Origin of the sequence: Candidatus Poriferisocius sp., assembly GCF_965204015.1 — a bacterium.
In the GTDB taxonomy this organism is placed as follows: Bacteria; Actinomycetota; Acidimicrobiia; order Acidimicrobiales; family Bin134; genus Poriferisocius.
Window position 1 is genome coordinate 1711871 of sequence record NZ_OZ241965.1, and the last position, 16551, is coordinate 1728421.

The following is a 16551-nucleotide window of genomic DNA, read 5'->3' on the forward strand; positions in this document are numbered from 1 at the left end:
TCGCTGGATCGCTACGTTGGCTTGGGCATGCGGTAGCCGACGTGGGGGACAGTGACGATATAACGGGGATTGCGGGCGTCGTCGTCGAGTTTCTGACGGAGGTTCTTCACCACAGTGCGCATTCGCCGGGCATCGCCGGGCTGGTCGGGACCCCAGACCCTCTGCAACAAGAAGTCGTGGTCCATCGCCGTACCAGCTTTGGCCGACAACTCAGCCAGCAGGCGAAACTCGGTTGGGGTCAACTCGACTGATTGGCCAGCCACCGACACAGCACGCTCGGCGAAGTTGATGGCCAAGTCGCCCAGCTCGAAAGACACTGGCTGCTCGGGCTTCTTTCGCAAGGCGGCCCTGACCCGGGCGGCCAACTCAGTAGAGGAGAAGGGCTTGACCATGTAGTCGACCGCGCCCATCTCAAAGGCCTTGGTAATCAGCTCATCCTGGTCGTAGCCCGACAGGAAGATGACCGGCGTGTCGCGGATGTCGAGGATGTCCTTCATCAAATCGATGCCGTCCTTTCCTGGCAGCATCAAGTCGAGGAGCACCACTTCGGGCTCGACCTCTTGGATCAGCGCAACTACCTCGTCGGGATCGCCGGTCACCACCGGCTCGTAGCCTGCCCTGACCAGAGAATCGCGGACGTGCTTGAGCGTCCTCGGGTCGTCGTCCACCGCGAGGATCCGGGTCAGCTCGCTGCTGAGCGTCCTCTGGGGCCGCGGCGCCGCCTTGGCTCGTTGCGGGGCGGCTTGAGGCGTGCTCTCATCGGACGTGGGAATGGTGAAGACGAAGCGGCTGCCCAGGCCGGGCCCGTCGCTTTCAGCCCATATGCGCCCGCCGTGGGTCTCCACGATCCCCTTGCAGATGGCCAGGCCCAGGCCGAGATCGCGGTTTTGGTCAGGACTGTCTTGTTGGGAGAACTTGGCAAACAGGTGCGGCATGCGCTCAGCCGGTATGCCGCGGCCGGTGTCGGCAACGGAGATGGCGACATGAATGTCTTGGACTTGGGCATCCAGCCGGATGGTCGATTTCTCATTGGAATTGCGGGCGGCGTTGGAAAGCAGGTTGATGATCACTTGGACAATTCGCCGCCGGTCGGCCAGCACCAAGGGCAAATCTGACGGGATGCTGATGCGGATGTTGTCACGACCCCCTGCATTCAAGAAGGCACTGCGGGCCTCATCTACCAAATGAGTCAACTCAAGTGGCACCGGGTTCACCGACAGCGTTCCAGTCTCGATCCGTACAATGTCGCTGAGGTTGTTGATCAGATCGCGCATGTAGTCGGCTTGTTCATCGATGATCCGGTGGTACTCAATCATCTCGGCTGCATCGAGTGATATCTGGCCTTCCAGCAGCGTGGCAGTGGATCCCTTGATGGCAGTGAGCGGCGAGCGGAGCTCGTGGCCAACCATGCCCAAAAACTCGGTACGCAGTCGCTCTAATTCAGCGAGGGGTGCCATATCCTGTGCCGTCACGATCACCGACTCCACTTGGCCGTCGGCTCCGCGAATGGGGGTGGCGTTGACGCTCATGACGAAATCCTGCCTACCCGGGAACTCGACAATTACCTCCTCATCTCGGACGGTTTCCCCCGAGATCAACACTTGCTCCAGAGGAATCCCTTTCTGCGAGATCACCTGTCCGTCGGCGCGTCGATAAATGCCAGTGCTCACCAACTCATTGAGGTGGTCGCTGGTCAAACCTAGGTCGCCGAGCTGCCGTCTCGTTTCCGGGTTGGCCGACCTCACCTCCCCGGTCTTGGCGTCAAAGACCAATACAGCCATAGGGGCGATGTTGATCAGGCCCTCCAGATCGGCTCTCGTTCGCCGCTCCTGTCGGTACTGACGAGCGTTGGAGATGACCAGTGCTGCCTGGGAGGCGAACATGACCAGGGTCTCCTCGTCCTCCGCGGAGAATCCATCCTCTTTCTCGGCGATGAAAATGGCGCCAACCCGCTGGTCCTGATAGCGGATCGGCACTCCTAGATAGGCGGTCGCCGTACTCATTGGCAAAGGCGTATGAATCTCAGAAAGCCCGTGCTCTTTGAGGTAGCCCTGAAAGTCCTGAAGCCGAAGCGGTTCTTCGATGCCGTACAGGTACTCGAACAGCTCCCATTTGTTGGGCAGTTGCTCGAGTTCGCTGGCCTGCTCGGGGGTCATACCGGAAAATAGAAACTCCGCGGTCCTGCGCTGGCCGGTAACCAACACAATCACGCCAAATTGGGCACCGGTCAGCGACCGGGCGCTGTCTAGCACCTCTTGCAGCACCGAGTCGAAGTCGAGACTTTCGTTGATACGCAAGAAGGCATCGCATAGCTGCGACAGTCGCTCCCTCTGCACGGTGACCTCTTGCCTGGCACTCACATCGCTCACCATCGAGTTCTAGCGTATTTCGCCTACGCTCACAAAAGCGTCACATAATCCGAGCTGGCATGACTACGTCCTCACAAACGCAACTCAAATGACGTGGTCACTACCCATCATCGGTGGCTGTGATGATCGTCGTAGAACTGCCGCGCCCAGCGCCGGAAGGGCATGATGGGTCCGTCGCCTGAGGTCAGCATCGGGTGTTCGTAGTAGGCCTTTGATTCCCAGATCGGAATGTCCTGTTCGAGCTGGCCGACGACGTTGCGCAGGATTGCCTCGGCCACTCCGCCGGAGGGATTTTCGCCTTCGACCCGCAGTTGGGTGAATGACTTGCGGATGAGCACGGTCTCTTCGTCAATGGGAGTCACCGAGCCGACCTGAAGCGTCTCACAGATGCCTTGGTACCGCACAGTGACGAGACCGAGTCCGAAGGCGCTCGAAGTGACCGCACCATCCACCGGACCTCTCGGTGTGTCAAGCGACACGGGATTGTGGCTGTGGCGGAGCGGGCCTTCGAAGGTCGACTCCGTTGAAGGGACGTTGCGGGTGCCGTGCACGAACCGGAAGTGGGCGCTGTCCGAGACGTTCTCCGCGATCTCTTGGGGCTGCGTCCTTACCGTCCATTCGAATCTCTGGGGGTCGGACCATTCCGGGCTGGTCGCCTCTGGGATCGAGGGAACCTCCCAGGTCGGTTGCTCGTGGCGGGGGTGGTACCACACCATGACCAGGCCATTGCGCTCGCAGATCGGCCACGACCGAACCCGGGCGTTGGGAGGCACATGGCCGTACGGCACGTTGGTGCACTCACCATTCCCGTCGTACTCCCAGGCGTGGAAGGGACACCGGATGCAAGCACCGGCCACTTCACCTCCGACGCCCAGATGGGCACCGAGATGGGCGCAATGCGCATCGAGCACGTGGGCCGAGCCGCCGGCGTTGCGGAACAGCACGAGATCGCGGCCAAAGAACTCGAGGGGGCGGACCTCTCCAACCGCGAGCTCATCGCTGTACTCAACCGCAAACCAGCCGGTCGGGAGCGGGTGCGGGAAGTTGGCGGCCATGGTCAGCATCTACCGTATGCGGTCGGGAGGTACCATGCTTGAGTTGTCGAACGAAGGAACCACGTTGACTTCCCCTGCCACTGCCAACGCAACCGACATGCGCGAGCGCATCGTGTCGGCCGGCTACAAGATGCTCCTTCAGTTCGGCGAAAACAAGACCAGCATGGGTGACATCGCCGAGGCCGCCGGGATCTCGCGGGGCACCGTGTACCGATACTTCGGCGACCGCGACCAGCTCCTCGACGCGGTGATCGAGTACTCAGCTCACAGGTACTGGGATGCAGTCGACGCTCGAATCGATGACTCGATGTCGCTGGCCGAGAAGCTTGAGACTCGCATCCGCACGAGCATCCGGTTCTCGAGCGGCCTCGTCGACCAGCTCTCGGCCGGTTCGGTGGACCTATATCGTCGAATGCTGGCCGGCAAGACAAGCCGAACCGTTGAGCTCTCCGTAGAGCGCAATATCCCCATGCTGGAGAAGGCACGGGAGCGGGGAGAGCTGGGTGACGACGTGGATATCCGGATGGCCGCCGACTGGATCACCCGGAGCGTGCTCAGCATGATCTGGATCCCGACCTCCACTGTGGTGGATCTATCCGACGAGAAGGCCGCAGCCCGCTACGCCACCGAGCTGATTCTCCGCGGCATCGGCGCCTAGGAGTTCTGACTCGAATCCCGCCACACCGCGTGGCCTCACCCCGGCAGATCAGCAGGGTCTTGAAGAAGGTGCTTTTGGATCTTCCCCGAAGCCGTCGTAGGGAGTGACTCCACGAACTCCACTGAGCGGGGGACTTTGAAGTTGGACATCTCCTCGCGACACCAAGCGATGATGTCGGAAGCAGAGGGGGAGGTGCCCGGTGTGGCGACGATGAAGGCCTTGCCGACTTCACCCATGCGCTTGTCAGGGACGCCGATGACCGCGACCTGAGCAATTTCGGGCATCTCGTACATGATGCGTTCGATTTCGGCCGGGTAGCAGTTGAACCCGCCCATGATGTACATGTCCTTCAGGCGGTCGGTGATGTGGATGTTGCCGTCGGCATCGAAGAATCCGATGTCACCGGTGTGGAGCCAGCCCTCGGGGTCGATGGCATCGGCGGTTGCCTCAGGGTCGTCGAGGAAGGCTCGCGTGACATTTGGTCCCCGAACCATGATCTCCCCGGACTCGTCGGGTCCGAGCTCGCGGCCGGAACTGTCAACGGCCATCACCTCGATATCCGGTAGCGGAGGTCCTGAAGTGAGGGCAATGGTCTCAGGCGAGGTGCCGGCCCGGTTCTGGGTGGCCACGCCAGCCGTCTCGGTCAGGCCGTAGCCGGTGACCGCGGTGTCGAAACCCAGCTCGTCGTAGACGCGGTGAATGAGCTCCGGGGCAATCGCTGCTCCCCCGGTGATGGCCAGTCGCAGCGATTGCAGGTCGTACCGGCTGCGGTAGGGGTGCATGAGGAGCGACTCATAGAGGGCGGGTGTCCCCGGCAGTACCGACACCTTCTCCTCGCCCACCCTGCGGAGAACCCGGTCGACGTCGAGCACGGGTTCCGGCAGGATGGTGCAGCCTCGCATTATGCACGCCATCCATCCGGCCTTGTAGCCGAAGGCGTGGAAGAACGGGTTGACGATCAGGTACCGATCACCGTGGCGGAGGTCTACCGCATCGGTCCACCGCTCGTAGGCGAACAGGTTCTGTCCATGGGTGATAGTCACGCCCTTGGGGCGTCCGGTAGTGCCCGAGGTGAACATGATGTCGGCGAGGTCGTCCGGACCGATCGATTCGGTACGGGCCCGGGCCTCGCCATTGCTCGCCTGCTTCCCAGCGTCGAGGAACTCCTCCCACGGCTGGGCGCGTTCGTCGGCGCCGTCGAGCAAGACTCGGTGCTCCAGCGCGGGAAGGGGGGCGTCGGCGATCAGGTCGAGGTAGCGAGTGCCCAGGAAGTCGCCCACCGTCACGAGCAGCGAGGCTTTGGTGCGGCTCAGGATGTCGGCGGCTTCGTCGCGCTTGAACCGGGTGTTCATGGGTACCAGAGCGGCCCCGGCCGATTGGAGACCCACGGCGGCAATGATCCACCGGGGGCTGTTGGGGGCCCAGATCGCCACCCGGTCGCCGGGGCTGATGCCTGCGGCCATGAACGACCGGGTGGAGGCGAGGCAGGCGTCGGCGAGTTCGGGAAAGGTCCACGAACGATCGTCGCCTTCGAGCGCAACCGACTGGGGATACCGAATTGCGGCGTCGTGGACCAGCGCGGGAATGGTCGACGGTCGGCTCCCCGACATCCGGCGCCCTATTCGGCGGGGCTCGACGGCTTTGCGATCCGGATGGCTCGGCGGGCGAATCGCCAGCCATCACCGTCGCGGACAACCACGTCCTCGTATATGCCCATGCTGCCAACCTGCTTGTCGTGGGTGTAGAACACGAAGTTCGACATCACGTCGGCCCGGTCGCCATCAAGGTCGATCCGAACAGCCGTGTTCAGGTGAACGCCTTCGGGGGCATTCTTGAGGAACTCGACGAGCGTGTCGTGGCCGCTCCATTCCCGTCTGAACGCATACATAACGCCATCTTCGCCGAACAGGCGAGCGAATTCGTCATATCGGCACTCGTCGCACACCAGGCAGTAATCAGCAAGGAGGCGGCGGATGCTCTCAATATCGTCAGCTTTGGTCATGGCCCGAAACCTCCCATGGGGATCAAGTGGGCAAGTGGTGTTCTATCCACAACACGAGGCGGCGGCAAGCGCTCACATCGAAGCGCACGCCAGAGCCGTCGCGGCCAGGATGCCGCCTCGGAAGTCGGTGGCCGAGTCGTCGGCCATGCGGTTCATCGCGTAGGCAACCGAGGCCCGAGCGTCGAGGTCGATCACCGCGAACGCGCCGCCCCAACCGGCCCAGAACATGGCCCGTTCATTGGGGCTAATCGGAGTGGTCTCGCTGTTGAGCCCGAATCCATTGCCGAACGTCAGCTCAACACCGTTGACCAGGTCGACGCCGGTGATCTGGGCGCACGCCGCGGCAGCCACGGTTGACTCGCTCAGCATCCGGGTGCCCGAGAGCTCGCCGCCGCAGGCCATCATGGCGTGGATCAGGGCGATGGACCGTGCGTTGCCAATGCCGCCGATCGCCGGTAACTCGGCGGCACGCCAAGCGCGCGTGTTCGCCTCGCCACCGTTCAGCGGGGTGCTCTTGCTCGTCCGCTCGGCAATCTCGGTGTGGAACGGTTGCGGTCGGCCCTGGGCCGGTGGCACGAGCTCGGCTACGCGGTGGTCTTCGGATTCGGGCAACCCGATGTGGAAATCCGCGCCGAGCGGTTCGGCGATCTCGTCGCGGAAGAAGCGGCCGATCGTCGTGCCGGTAACCCGTCGAACCACCTCTCCAACCAGAAAGCCCTGCGTCACGGCGTGGTAGCCCGACGCCGTCCCCGGCTCCCACCACGGCGCCTGAGCGGCGAGACGCTCGCAGCAGGCCGACCAGTCGTAGAGGAAGGTGGCATCGACTACCGGCGGTTCGAAGCCGGACAGGCCCGCCGTGTGGGCCAAGACGTGTGAGACCGTGATGGCGCTCTTCCCGTTGGCGGCGAACTCCGGCCAGTACTTGGCCACGGGTGAATTGAGCTCCAGTTCACCGCGGTCGACCAGCGCCAGCACGCAGATCGCGGCCATGGTCTTCGTCACCGAGAACGTGTTGACGATTGTGCCTTGTTGCCAAGGCCGTCCCGCGGTGTCGGCGCTGCCAGCCCAGATGTCGACGACAAACTCGCCGTCGACGGTGGCCGCGCAGCTCGCCCCAAGCTCGAGGCCCTGCTCGAAGTTAGCGGCAAACGCATCGCGCACCGCTTCGTACCCGGCCGCGACGAAGCCTTCGACTACTGTTTCGCCTCCGTCAGTTCCGGTAGAGGTCATAGTCGGTGTTGCCTCGAAGGAAATTGTTGAGGTGGATGTTGCCAAACCAGCGAATCGCCCGCTTCTTCGGCATGACCCGCTTCACGAAACTCTGCTGAAGGCTGTTCTTTCGGCCCGGCACCACCTGGGGCCGCTTGCCGAGCTGATCGATGATCGCTTCGACGGCGTCATCGGCGGCCATCGCCTTGACTTGGGGGAAGTTGGCCAGCGCCGTCGTCCGGGTTAGCCCTAGGGGTGCAGCGATTACGTCGACGCCGTGGGGGGCGAGTTCGAACCAAAGACCCTCGGCCAACACGGTCTCATACGCCTTCGAAGCCCCGTAGTTGACAACGAAAGGAGATCCTTGTCCGTCAGCTCCCGACGAGATCAACACCAGTCCACCGTGGCCGCGCTCCTTCATCAGAGCACCGAAGTGGTGGGCGAATGTGCACGGGCCGGAAACGTTTATGGCGATGAGATCTCGGTGCGCCTGGAGGGAACCGTCGAGAAAGAGGTGGGGAGCCATTTTCGCCGGGTCCACCTCCATCGCCGCGCTGTACACCATCATCCCCACTTCGAGATCAGAGGTCTGATGCACCACCTCGTCGTATACGTCGGAGTGGGTGAGATCGGCGTGAATAGAACGCACGTCAACGCCGAAGCGGAGCTCGAGCTCTTCCTTCTGCTTGTCGAGCGCGGCGAGGTTGCGGTCTATCGAAGCGATGTTCAGCCCGCGGGACGCGAGGGCGTTTGCCCAGGCCTCCCCCAAACCGAGCGCTCCACCGGCAATGAGGGCCCAAGGGCCGTATTTTTCGGCAAAGCTACTGCTGCTCACTGCTGCTCCTTGTGGTGTTCTTCCATTGCCCGGACGACGCGCCGTTCATGTCCGCCCGACTGGCGCGGCTGTGCGGTGGAGGAAGCTCAGCCAGTCGGGCACAGGAGACGGTGCGATCTCATCGATCTCGGCGAGCTCTTCAGGGGTCAGCTTCCAGTCGAGGGCTGCGATGCTTCCGTCGAGCTGTTGGGGCGACATGGCGCCCACCACCACTGCGCTCACCGCGGGCTTGGCCAAGATCGAGGCGAGCGAGAGCTCGGTGAGGGTTCGACCGCGGGCGGCAGCAAACTCGTGCAGCGCCTCGATCTTGGCGAAATTCGCCTCGTTCATCACCCCGAAGAAGAACTGCGGGAACTTTGCCGCTCGAGCATCGGGCGGGAGCTCGCCGTCAGCTCGGTATTTGCCGGTCAAAAGGCCCGATTCGAGCGAGAAGAAGGGCAGCACGCCGATGCTGTACTTCTCGCACACAGGCAGCACGTGGTGTTCAACATCCCGGGTGAGAAGGCTGTAGTGGCATTGGGTGGAGATGAATCGCTCAAGGCTCGAGGTCCGCGAGGTCCATTCCGCTTCGGCAAGCTGCCACGCCTCGAAGCACGAGCTGCCGATATAGCGCACCTTCCCCTGCCTGATGAGGTCGTCGAGGGCCCGCAGGGTCTCCTCAATCGGTACCACCGGGTCGGGGATGTGCATTTGGTAAAGGTCGATCCGATCGGTCTGGAGACGGCGAAGGCTGTCCTCGACAGCCCGCATGATGTGATGGCGCGACCCTCCGCAGTTCATGGGCCCCTCGCCCATGGGCTGGGCGAACTTCGATGTGAGGATGACTTGATCGCGCCGGCCTCGCAGCGCCCTGCCCACCGCCTCCTCTGACTTCCCCGCGCTGTAGCTGTTGGCCGTGTCGACAAGCGTGATACCGCGTTCGATCGCGGCGTGGATGATCTCGGCCGCCTGCTCATCAGTGGCCCGGGTCCCGAAGTTGGTGCAGCCGAGCCCGATTGCGGAGATCTCCAGGCCCGAGCTGCCAACCTGTCTGTACTCCATCGGCCATGCCCCCTCAACGATGTCGTGGTAAACAATAACGCAATATTTGTACTTTCGTATCCGGCGAGGGCGACTAAAGGGGCTGCGTTGAATATCGCCGATCTTGTTCTTGCCCGCGCCGATGATGACGCTGTTGGGTTGCGGGCGGGCGAGCAGTCGTGGACCTATCGCGAGTATGTCGACGAGGCCATCGCCCGAGCTCACGTTCTGCTGTCGCATCGACCCGACGACAAGCCCTTCCACATCGGCGTTCTGCTGGAGAATGTTCCCGACTATGTCTTCCTGCTGGGCGCCGCCGCCATTACCGGGGGGGCAATCGTCGGCATCAACCCAACGCGTCGTGGATCGGGTCTCGAGCGGGATATACGCCACACCGAGTGCGCTGTTCTCGTCACCGAGGAGAAGTTCCTGCCTCTGCTCGATGGCCTCGACACCGGCGTTTCGGCCGACGCCACCTACGTCATCGAGTCCGACAGGTGGCGAGGGATAGTTCAGGAGCACGCCGGCAGGGCCGCTCCGTCCGTCGAGATCGACGAAGCCGCTCCGTTTCTGTTGATCTTCACTTCCGGCACCTCGGGTGAACCGAAGGCGTCAATCTGCTCCCAGAGCCGCCTCGCTGGCATTGCCCCAATGATCGCCCGGAACCGGCAGATCACCAGCGATGACACCCTCTATTCCGTCATGCCCTTCTTCCATGCCAATGGGATCATGTCGGGCTGGAGCGCAGCGCTCGCCGGGGGTGCGACCCTGGCCATCCGCCGGCGCTTCTCGGCATCGCAGTTCATGCCAGACGTCCGCAAGTACGGCGCCACCCTCGCCAACTACGTGGGCAAGGTAATCGCCTATGTGCTGGCCACGCCCGAGTCGCCCGAAGACCGGGAGAACCCGCTGCGCTTCGTCTACGGCAACGAAGGCGGGGCACTCAACTGCCGGCGATTCGAGGAGCGATTCGGCTGCCCGGTCTCTGATTCATACGGATCGTCAGAAGGTGGCGTCAGCATCTTTGCCACCCCCGACACGCCTCCAGGCGCCCTAGGGCAGGGTGTACCCGGTAGCACGGTCCTCGACCCTGATACCGGTCAGCCCAAAGATCCCGCTGTCTTCACCGCTCATGGGCGGTTGGCCAATCCCGATGAAGCGATCGGCGAGATCGCTCGCATCGCGGATGATCTTGAGTTCGAGGGGTATTGGAATGACCCCGAGGCCCAGCAGGAAAAGACCCGCGGCGGCATCTTCTGGACCGGCGACCTCGGCTATCGAGATGAGGCCGGTTTTCTCTACTTGCTGGGTCGCAACTCCGACTGGATGCGGGTTGACGGTGAGAACATGGCCGCGGTCACGATCGAGGGGGTTATGGCCCGCTTCCCGTCCGCCGCGCTGGTCTGTGCCTACGGTGTGCCCGACGTTGACGTCGGTGACCAGATCATGCTCGCCATCTTGCTGCGGGACGGCGAGAACTTCGAGCCGCAGGCCTTCGCCCGGTTCCTGCGCGAGCAGCCCGACCTGGGGACAAAGGCCCTGCCCCGCTACGTGAGGATTTGCGAAGAACTCCCGATGACATCCTCCAACAAGATCCTTACCCGACAATTGCGGGCTGAGTCGTGGGATTGCCCCGACCCCGTATGGCTAAGAGACGGCGACGGCTATCGGCTCATGACCAGCCACGACATCACCACCCTGCGAAACCAGTTCGAGGCCCGAGGCCGCAGCATTCTGCCTTACCAGGCGGCCAGTTCGGCGGCGCGGTCGCGGTGATACCCGCTTCCGCCGAGAAAAGCCCGGTCGAACATGATGCGCTTGTACCAGAGGTGAATCGGGGTCTCCCACGCATAGCCGATGGCGCCATGGAGATCGACACAAGCCCGGGCTATGCGCATGGCGCGGTCGCCAATGGCGGCTTTCGCGATGGCGGCGACCCTCGGACCTTCATCGGGGATGTGATCCAGCGCGTGGGCGGCATACCACCAGAGGGCCCGGGTCGGCTCCAGCTCGACCGCCATGTCGGCCAATTCGTGTTTGATGCCCTGGAACTGGGTCAGCCGGGTGCCGAACTGCTCCCGCTCCGACAGGTAGTCGATGGTCTCGCGCATGATCCGAGAGGCACACCCGAAGGCATCGGCGGCAAGCAGGACGCATCCGGCATCTCGGAGGCGATTGGCCGCATCAGGCCCCCCAGGCAGCACCTCAGCGACAGCACCGTCGAACCGCATTTCGACCAAGGGTCGGGTGCGATCGATGCCGTCGAAATCGCGGAACTCCACGCCGGTCGATGCATCGTCGATCACCGCCAGTCCACCCGGCGCGGTGCCGGCCACCACCAAACCCGACGGTGCAGGGGCCGGGACGTGGACCTTCTTCCCATGAAGCCGATCGTTTTCGATGCGGACCGTCCACGAGTTCGGGTCCCAGCGGTCGCCCGGCTCGGCCCAGGCAATGGTGCCGACTCGTTCACCGGAGGCCAGCGAGGGCACCCATCGCTCCTTTTGCTCGTCGCTTCCTCCACCGATGATGGCGAGCATGGCGAGCTGGTGGCCGAGCAGCGGCCCGGGGAGCGCCCCTTCGCCGCCGACCTCGGCGACGAGCGCAGCGTCTAGCAGTTCGAATCCAGCTCCGCCGAGATCTTCGGAGGCAATAAGGCCCGGTACGCCCATCTCGGAGAGCGTCGACCACGGGCCCACCATCTCCGCTGTCGTTTTGAGCTGTTCCAGGATCGTGAGCGGTGGGCATTCCGACTCAAGCACCGACCGCACCGTGTCCTGCATCATGAGTTGTTCATCGGTGAGCCCGAAGTACACGAACAGCTCGTATCTTCAGTCGTCGAGGCCTGCCGCGCGGCGGGCGGCAGCCTTCGCGTGTTCCATGTCGTAGTGCTTGGTGGTGACGAGCTTCTGAGCGTGGAGGCCAGCACCGCTGATGTTCACGGCCACTTGCCACCAGCCCCCGAAATCGCTGGCGGTCATGTCGCGCACGGCGTGGAAGAGCCTGGTGCGGTATTCACCTGATACCCCCTCCATCGTTCGCATGTACTTCTCGACGAGTGGCCGGGTCTCCGGATTGGCGAGATCGCCGGGAAGCGGCGCGGTGACGATCGACCCGCCGCCGATGTCGTGGATGAGGCTGAGCATGCGGGGGAACTCTTTGGCGCCGAAGAACTTCGCCGCATTCGTGTAGAGCTCGTTCGGGGTGACCCATCCCTCGGGGGTGGTTGAGACGTTGGTGACCGCGGCCTCAAACCCCGCTCGAACCAAGGTGGCGTGGATGACCATCTCGGCGATCTTGTCCTTGATGTGGTTGATGCGCTCAGTGCCGTTCGCCTCGGCCAGCAGGCGAGCCAGGCCGACGAGTATGTCGTAGTTCTCGGCCATGTGGGCGATGCCCCCGGCTCGCTGCCACAGACCCAGCGAGTGGGCGAAGGTCGCGGAATGCTCGACTTCTCCGCAGAGGAACACGCGCTCGTTCGGAACGAATACGTCCTCGAAGACCACAAACCCCTCAGGCATGGATCGGGTCCGGCTGTAGGGGTGCTCGTCGAGTTCATCGAGGCGGGGCGAGACGGTGGTGTTGAGCACGATGACGCCCGGCGCATTCACCGGCACCGCACATGCCACCGCCCACTGCTCTTCTCCCGGGCGCATCATCTTGGTGGGCATAATCACCATCTCATGGGTGACCGCGGCGGCCGATATGTGGAGCTTGGCGCCTCGGATAACGATGCCATCGGCGCGTTCCTCCACGATGCGGGTGTAGACGTCGGGGTCATCCTGCTTAGCTGGTGACAGGTTCCGGTGGCCTTTGGCGTCGCTGATGGTCTGGACGCAGCGAACATCGTTTTCTTGGCACCAGGCGATGTAGTCCTCGATGCGGCTGCTGTAGACATCGTCTCCCATCCGGCCCGCCGCAGTGCGCAAGGCGTTCAGGCTCTCCAGGGTGGTGACGAGTGACGTATCCCATTTGGTGAGAAGCTCAAGTCGCTCACGCAGTTCCTCCGACGAGCGCGGTGCCTCGTAGGCCTCGGCAAAAGCCTCCGGTCCGGAATCGGCATAAGCGTCGTAGCCCGCCGCGATGAGGTCAACCGAGCCCTGCATTCGGGGATGGGTCGTCACATCTTCGACGAGCTCGCCGTCGTAGTAGATCCGTCGGCCATCGCGCAGCGACGCCCGGTACTCGTCTCCAGTCATCATGAGGGGCCATCTCCGCGGTTCGGGTTTGATGTGCGAGCGGTTTCGGCTGCTGGCGTGCGCAGGTCGCGGGGAAGTCCCAGCCCGCGTTCACCAATGATGTTGCGCTGGATGTTGGGCGCGCCTCCGCCAATGGCAACCGCGTGGGTGTACATGTAGTTCAGGGCCCATCCTCCCGGTTCATTGGCCCGGCCGAGATCGACCGTTGCGTCACCAGGATCGCGCAGGGCCTCGTCGGCTCCGGCCAGATCGATGCCGACTTGGACCAATCGTTTGACGAGACCAGTGGCATGGAGCTTCTTTACCACCCCGGCCAGCACCGCGTTCGGGTCGTTTCCCCGCTCGACGTTGGAAAGGGCCCGGTAGCGGGAGTAGCGGGCCGCCAGCAGATCGGCTTCGAGGTCGACCAGGGTGCGGCGGAGCGCGCCGTCTTCAAGCGCTGGCTGGCCGTCGATGAAGGTGTTTCGAGCCCGGTCGATGATGTTGTTGAAGAGCTGCTGGGAGCGGAAACCCATCAGATTTCGCTCGTGGACCAGCAGGCTGCGCGACACGGCCCAGCCGTTGCCCCGCCCGCCGACGGTGTAGCGCACCGGGGTGCGGGCACCTTCTAGGAAGACCTCGTTGAACTCTTGATGGCCCGTCATCGCCTTGATCGGTTGCACCTCGATCCCCGGCTGGTCCATGGGTATCAGGAGGAAGGTCAAGCCCCCGTGGCGGGGAATCTCGGGTTCAGTTCGGAACAGGCCGAACATCCAGTGGGCGTTGCGCGCTCCCGTGTTCCAAACCTTGTGGCCATGGATCACCCACTCATCTCCGTCGAGTTCAGCCCGACTCTTGAGGGATGCGAGATCGCTGCCGGCGCTGGGCTCGCTGTATCCCTGGCACCAGATGATGTCGCCCAGCAAGGTGGGCGCGATGAACTCTCGACGCTGCTCCTCGGTGCCCTGCGAGAGGAGCGTGGGCACGATCATGTCGGGCCCCTCGCCGACTATCCCCAGAGGGGCGCGTCGAGCGGTGAACTCTTGCTCGATGATGTCGTCGGCGATCGGGTCGGTGGGTTGCTCGGAGCCGCCGTATTCCCTCGGCACGTGCCGATAGATGAGGCCCCGGTCGATCGCGTGCCGACGAAACGCCTTTTCGTCATCGGCGGGCCAGTGCTCGTCGAGGAAGGCGCGGACATCCTCACGCAGCCGCGCGTGATGGGGCCCGAGCTCCAGGTCCATTCCGTCGAGGGTAGTGCGTGAGGGCTGGATGGAACAACAGAACACTCAGAGTGTGATTGTTCACTTCTGGGACTCAGTCGAAGCCCCGGCGCACTTACCTGGAGCGGCCGTCGGATGCGGTCGCGAGGCCGAGCCGCATGAGGCCTTGAACCGTTGCCGATCCGAGCACATCGCTGCGCCTGCGGTCGATCAGCCACTTGCCGTCGCGTTTCACACACTCGTAGTGGTTCACCGCTAGGCGGAAGAGCGTGAAGTCGTCCTCACCCCGGCGGTGGTAGATGCGGGTGTAGCCGGTGGCCCGGGCCCGGTCGCCGTCGACTTCGACCACCACTGGCCCTGGGGTGTGCGCGGCGTTGGGCAACAACGCCTGGTGGACATCAGAGCGCACCATCTGTCCCACGGCGTCCCGCCCCTTCATCACAAAGGTTCGATCCGTGTCGCCGTCCATGCCGGTGCCGACCGCGGCCACCTCATACACCGTGTCGTCGGTGAACAGTTCCATGGCCGCCTCGGCCTCGCCGGCATCGACGGCCAGCCCGTAGCGGACGATCAATCGATGCACCGCGAGCTCGTCCTCAGCGCGGGTGAGGCGAGCCTCCAGTGCGTCGAGCCGCTCCTCGGTGGCGTCACTCATGCGGTACTCCTCTCGGTGGCGGGCTCAGCGCATCTGGTAGGTGATCGGGAGGCTGATGGGGCCGCTCACCATGCTCGATTTCAGATTGCGACAGGGCCCGGCGGCGTCCACGCTCTCAAGTTGGGGAATCAGCAGCTCGAAGAACTTCGCAACCTCGAGGCGGGCCAAGTGGGCCCCGAGGCAATGGTGGCGCCCAAAGCCGAATGCGATGTGCCGATCGGCGTTGGGGCGTGCGACATCGAATGTCATGGGATCGTCGAACATGAGCTCGTCTCGGTTGGCCGACGGGTACGAGAGGAGGACGCGGTCGCCCTCGCTGACCGGTACGCCCCCAAGCTCATAGTCGGTCTGAGCGGTCCGCAGGAAGTGCTTCACCGGGCTCACCCAGCGAATAATTTCCTCCGCCGCATTGGCGATGAGGTCAGGATCGCTCCGCAGCGCCTCGAGTTGCTCTGGGTGGTTGATCAGCGCATCCATCCCCCCGGCCACCGCACCGCTGGTGGTGTCGTGGCCCGCGGTGGCAACGATGAGGTAGAGGCCGAAGGCACCGAGGTCTCCTACCGGTTCACCGTTGATTTCGGCGTTGGCGATAAGGCTGGCCAGGTCGTCGCGCGGCTCGGCCCTGCGGTTCTCGGCCAAGACCCGGAAGTACTCGTAGAACTCGATCATCGTCTCGGGGCCCAATCCCGCCGAGTCGGGGTCATGGGCCTCCATGAGTGCTTGGGTGAGTCGCAGCATGGTGTCGTAGTCGTCGTCGGGGACGCCGAAGAGCGACATGATTACCCGGAGCGGATAGCGCAAGGCGATGTCTTGGGCGAAGTCGCACGAGCTGCCGAGTCGGCGCATGTCGGCGATCGCCTCCTCGGCCCGCGCCGTGATGGAGGCGTCGAGGCGGCGGATGCTCCCGGGAAGGAACCACTGATTGACAATCAACCGGTGGGCCTGGTGCTCCTCGCCGTCCATTTCTACCAGCGTCTTCATCGGTGGCTGTTGGTAGCCGGGGGACAGCACCCCGCGGGCCTGGCTGACCGACGACGCGGGGGCATTGGTGAACAGCTCATTGAGGCGTTCGACCTCGAGCACCTCGGCGTGGCGAAGCACGGCCCAAACTGGCTCGATGCCCGTTCCCTCCAGCCGCACCACCGGCGCCGCCCGACGCAACGGAGTCACGGTCTCGTGCCAACCCTCCACATCGGCATAAGCCGCCGATGAGGTGAACACCTCGGTATCGGTCGTGACGACGGCTGAGGACATGGGGCAGGCTCCTTGATGCTGGTCTCTGCCTCGGTCGAACAAGAGAGCGGGTGCTGTTACTCTGTCACACTCGTCGCGTAGGGTCCATGAAGC

General features: G+C 63.6%; 14 protein-coding genes. 2 read left to right on the top strand and 12 right to left on the bottom strand.

The features are described from left to right. Window positions 1-11: 11 nt before the first annotated feature. Entirely contained in the window at window positions 12-2369 is a 2358-nt protein-coding gene (locus ACOGJC_RS07620) for an ATP-binding protein (RefSeq protein ID WP_419847899.1), read from the bottom strand. Between the two features lie 107 nt (window positions 2370-2476). Next, window positions 2477-3424: a Rieske 2Fe-2S domain-containing protein gene (locus ACOGJC_RS07625; RefSeq protein ID WP_419847900.1), complete on the bottom strand. Its 948-nt coding sequence runs from the start codon at window positions 3422-3424 to the stop codon at window positions 2477-2479. 34 nt (window positions 3425-3458) lie between these two features. On the opposite strand from ACOGJC_RS07625, the gene ACOGJC_RS07630 reads away from it, so the two are divergent. After that, window positions 3459-4082 (top strand): TetR/AcrR family transcriptional regulator, encoded by a 624-nt coding sequence (locus tag ACOGJC_RS07630; protein WP_419847901.1) that lies wholly within the window; start codon window positions 3459-3461, stop codon window positions 4080-4082. 35 nt (window positions 4083-4117) lie between these two features. On the opposite strand, the gene ACOGJC_RS07635 is transcribed toward ACOGJC_RS07630, so the two are convergent. The 5 genes from ACOGJC_RS07635 to ACOGJC_RS07655 form a co-directional block, all read right to left on the bottom strand. After that, a complete protein-coding gene (locus ACOGJC_RS07635; RefSeq protein ID WP_419847902.1) occupies window positions 4118-5692 on the bottom strand; it encodes a FadD3 family acyl-CoA ligase in 1575 nt (524 codons plus the stop codon). 8 nt (window positions 5693-5700) lie between these two features. Next, window positions 5701-6084 carry a nuclear transport factor 2 family protein gene (locus tag ACOGJC_RS07640; protein WP_419847903.1) on the bottom strand — a complete coding sequence of 128 codons (384 nt, stop codon included), beginning with the start codon at window positions 6082-6084 and terminating at the stop codon, window positions 5701-5703. 72 nt (window positions 6085-6156) lie between these two features. Further along, complete coding sequence (locus ACOGJC_RS07645; RefSeq protein ID WP_419847904.1) at window positions 6157-7314, bottom strand: serine hydrolase domain-containing protein; 1158 nt, start codon at window positions 7312-7314, stop codon at window positions 6157-6159. Next, window positions 7295-8128: an SDR family NAD(P)-dependent oxidoreductase gene (locus ACOGJC_RS07650; RefSeq protein WP_419847905.1), complete on the bottom strand. Its 834-nt coding sequence runs from the start codon at window positions 8126-8128 to the stop codon at window positions 7295-7297. The genes ACOGJC_RS07645 and ACOGJC_RS07650 overlap by 20 nt, the downstream gene beginning before the upstream one ends. 45 nt (window positions 8129-8173) lie before the next feature. Then, window positions 8174-9169, bottom strand: a complete 996-nt coding sequence (locus ACOGJC_RS07655) for an aldo/keto reductase (RefSeq protein WP_419847906.1) — start codon at window positions 9167-9169, stop codon at window positions 8174-8176. A gap of 87 nt (window positions 9170-9256) precedes the next feature. On the opposite strand from ACOGJC_RS07655, the gene ACOGJC_RS07660 reads away from it, so the two are divergent. Continuing rightward, on the top strand, window positions 9257-10924 hold the full coding sequence (locus ACOGJC_RS07660) for an AMP-binding protein (protein ID WP_419847907.1): 1668 nt from the start codon (window positions 9257-9259) through the stop codon (window positions 10922-10924). On the opposite strand, the gene ACOGJC_RS07665 is transcribed toward ACOGJC_RS07660, so the two are convergent. From ACOGJC_RS07665 to ACOGJC_RS07685, 5 genes are all read right to left on the bottom strand, one after another. After that, window positions 10888-11964 (bottom strand): acyl-CoA dehydrogenase family protein, encoded by a 1077-nt coding sequence (locus ACOGJC_RS07665; protein ID WP_419847908.1) that lies wholly within the window; start codon window positions 11962-11964, stop codon window positions 10888-10890. The genes ACOGJC_RS07660 and ACOGJC_RS07665 overlap by 37 nt on opposite strands. 15 nt (window positions 11965-11979) lie before the next feature. Next, window positions 11980-13350 carry a 4-hydroxyphenylacetate 3-hydroxylase N-terminal domain-containing protein gene (locus tag ACOGJC_RS07670; RefSeq protein WP_419847909.1) on the bottom strand — a complete coding sequence of 457 codons (1371 nt, stop codon included), beginning with the start codon at window positions 13348-13350 and terminating at the stop codon, window positions 11980-11982. Further along, window positions 13347-14570, bottom strand: a complete 1224-nt coding sequence (locus ACOGJC_RS07675) for an acyl-CoA dehydrogenase family protein (RefSeq protein WP_419847910.1) — start codon at window positions 14568-14570, stop codon at window positions 13347-13349. Before ACOGJC_RS07675 ends, ACOGJC_RS07670 begins: the two co-directional genes overlap by 4 nt. A gap of 94 nt (window positions 14571-14664) precedes the next feature. Then, window positions 14665-15204, bottom strand: coding sequence for a nuclear transport factor 2 family protein (locus ACOGJC_RS07680; RefSeq protein ID WP_419847911.1), 540 nt, complete (start codon window positions 15202-15204; stop codon window positions 14665-14667). 24 nt (window positions 15205-15228) lie between these two features. Next, complete coding sequence (locus ACOGJC_RS07685) at window positions 15229-16458, bottom strand: cytochrome P450 (RefSeq protein ID WP_419847912.1); 1230 nt, start codon at window positions 16456-16458, stop codon at window positions 15229-15231. Window positions 16459-16551 lie beyond the last annotated feature (93 nt).

Excerpts from the sequence above, each read along its gene's own strand:
- ACOGJC_RS07625 (WP_419847900.1), bottom strand. The coding sequence starts at position 3,424 with ATGGCCGCCAACTTCCCGCACCCGCTCCCGACCGGCTGGTTTGCGGTT.
- ACOGJC_RS07630 (WP_419847901.1), top strand. The coding sequence starts at position 3,459 with ATGCTTGAGTTGTCGAACGAAGGAACCACGTTGACTTCCCCTGCCACT.
- ACOGJC_RS07635 (WP_419847902.1), bottom strand. The coding sequence starts at position 5,692 with ATGTCGGGGAGCCGACCGTCGACCATTCCCGCGCTGGTCCACGACGCC.
- ACOGJC_RS07640 (WP_419847903.1), bottom strand. The coding sequence starts at position 6,084 with ATGACCAAAGCTGACGATATTGAGAGCATCCGCCGCCTCCTTGCTGAT.
- ACOGJC_RS07645 (WP_419847904.1), bottom strand. The coding sequence starts at position 7,314 with ATGACCTCTACCGGAACTGACGGAGGCGAAACAGTAGTCGAAGGCTTC.
- ACOGJC_RS07655 (WP_419847906.1), bottom strand. The coding sequence starts at position 9,169 with ATGGAGTACAGACAGGTTGGCAGCTCGGGCCTGGAGATCTCCGCAATC.
- ACOGJC_RS07670 (WP_419847909.1), bottom strand. The coding sequence starts at position 13,350 with ATGATGACTGGAGACGAGTACCGGGCGTCGCTGCGCGATGGCCGACGG.
- ACOGJC_RS07675 (WP_419847910.1), bottom strand. The coding sequence starts at position 14,570 with ATGGACCTGGAGCTCGGGCCCCATCACGCGCGGCTGCGTGAGGATGTC.
- ACOGJC_RS07680 (WP_419847911.1), bottom strand. The coding sequence starts at position 15,204 with ATGAGTGACGCCACCGAGGAGCGGCTCGACGCACTGGAGGCTCGCCTC.
- ACOGJC_RS07685 (WP_419847912.1), bottom strand. The coding sequence starts at position 16,458 with ATGTCCTCAGCCGTCGTCACGACCGATACCGAGGTGTTCACCTCATCG.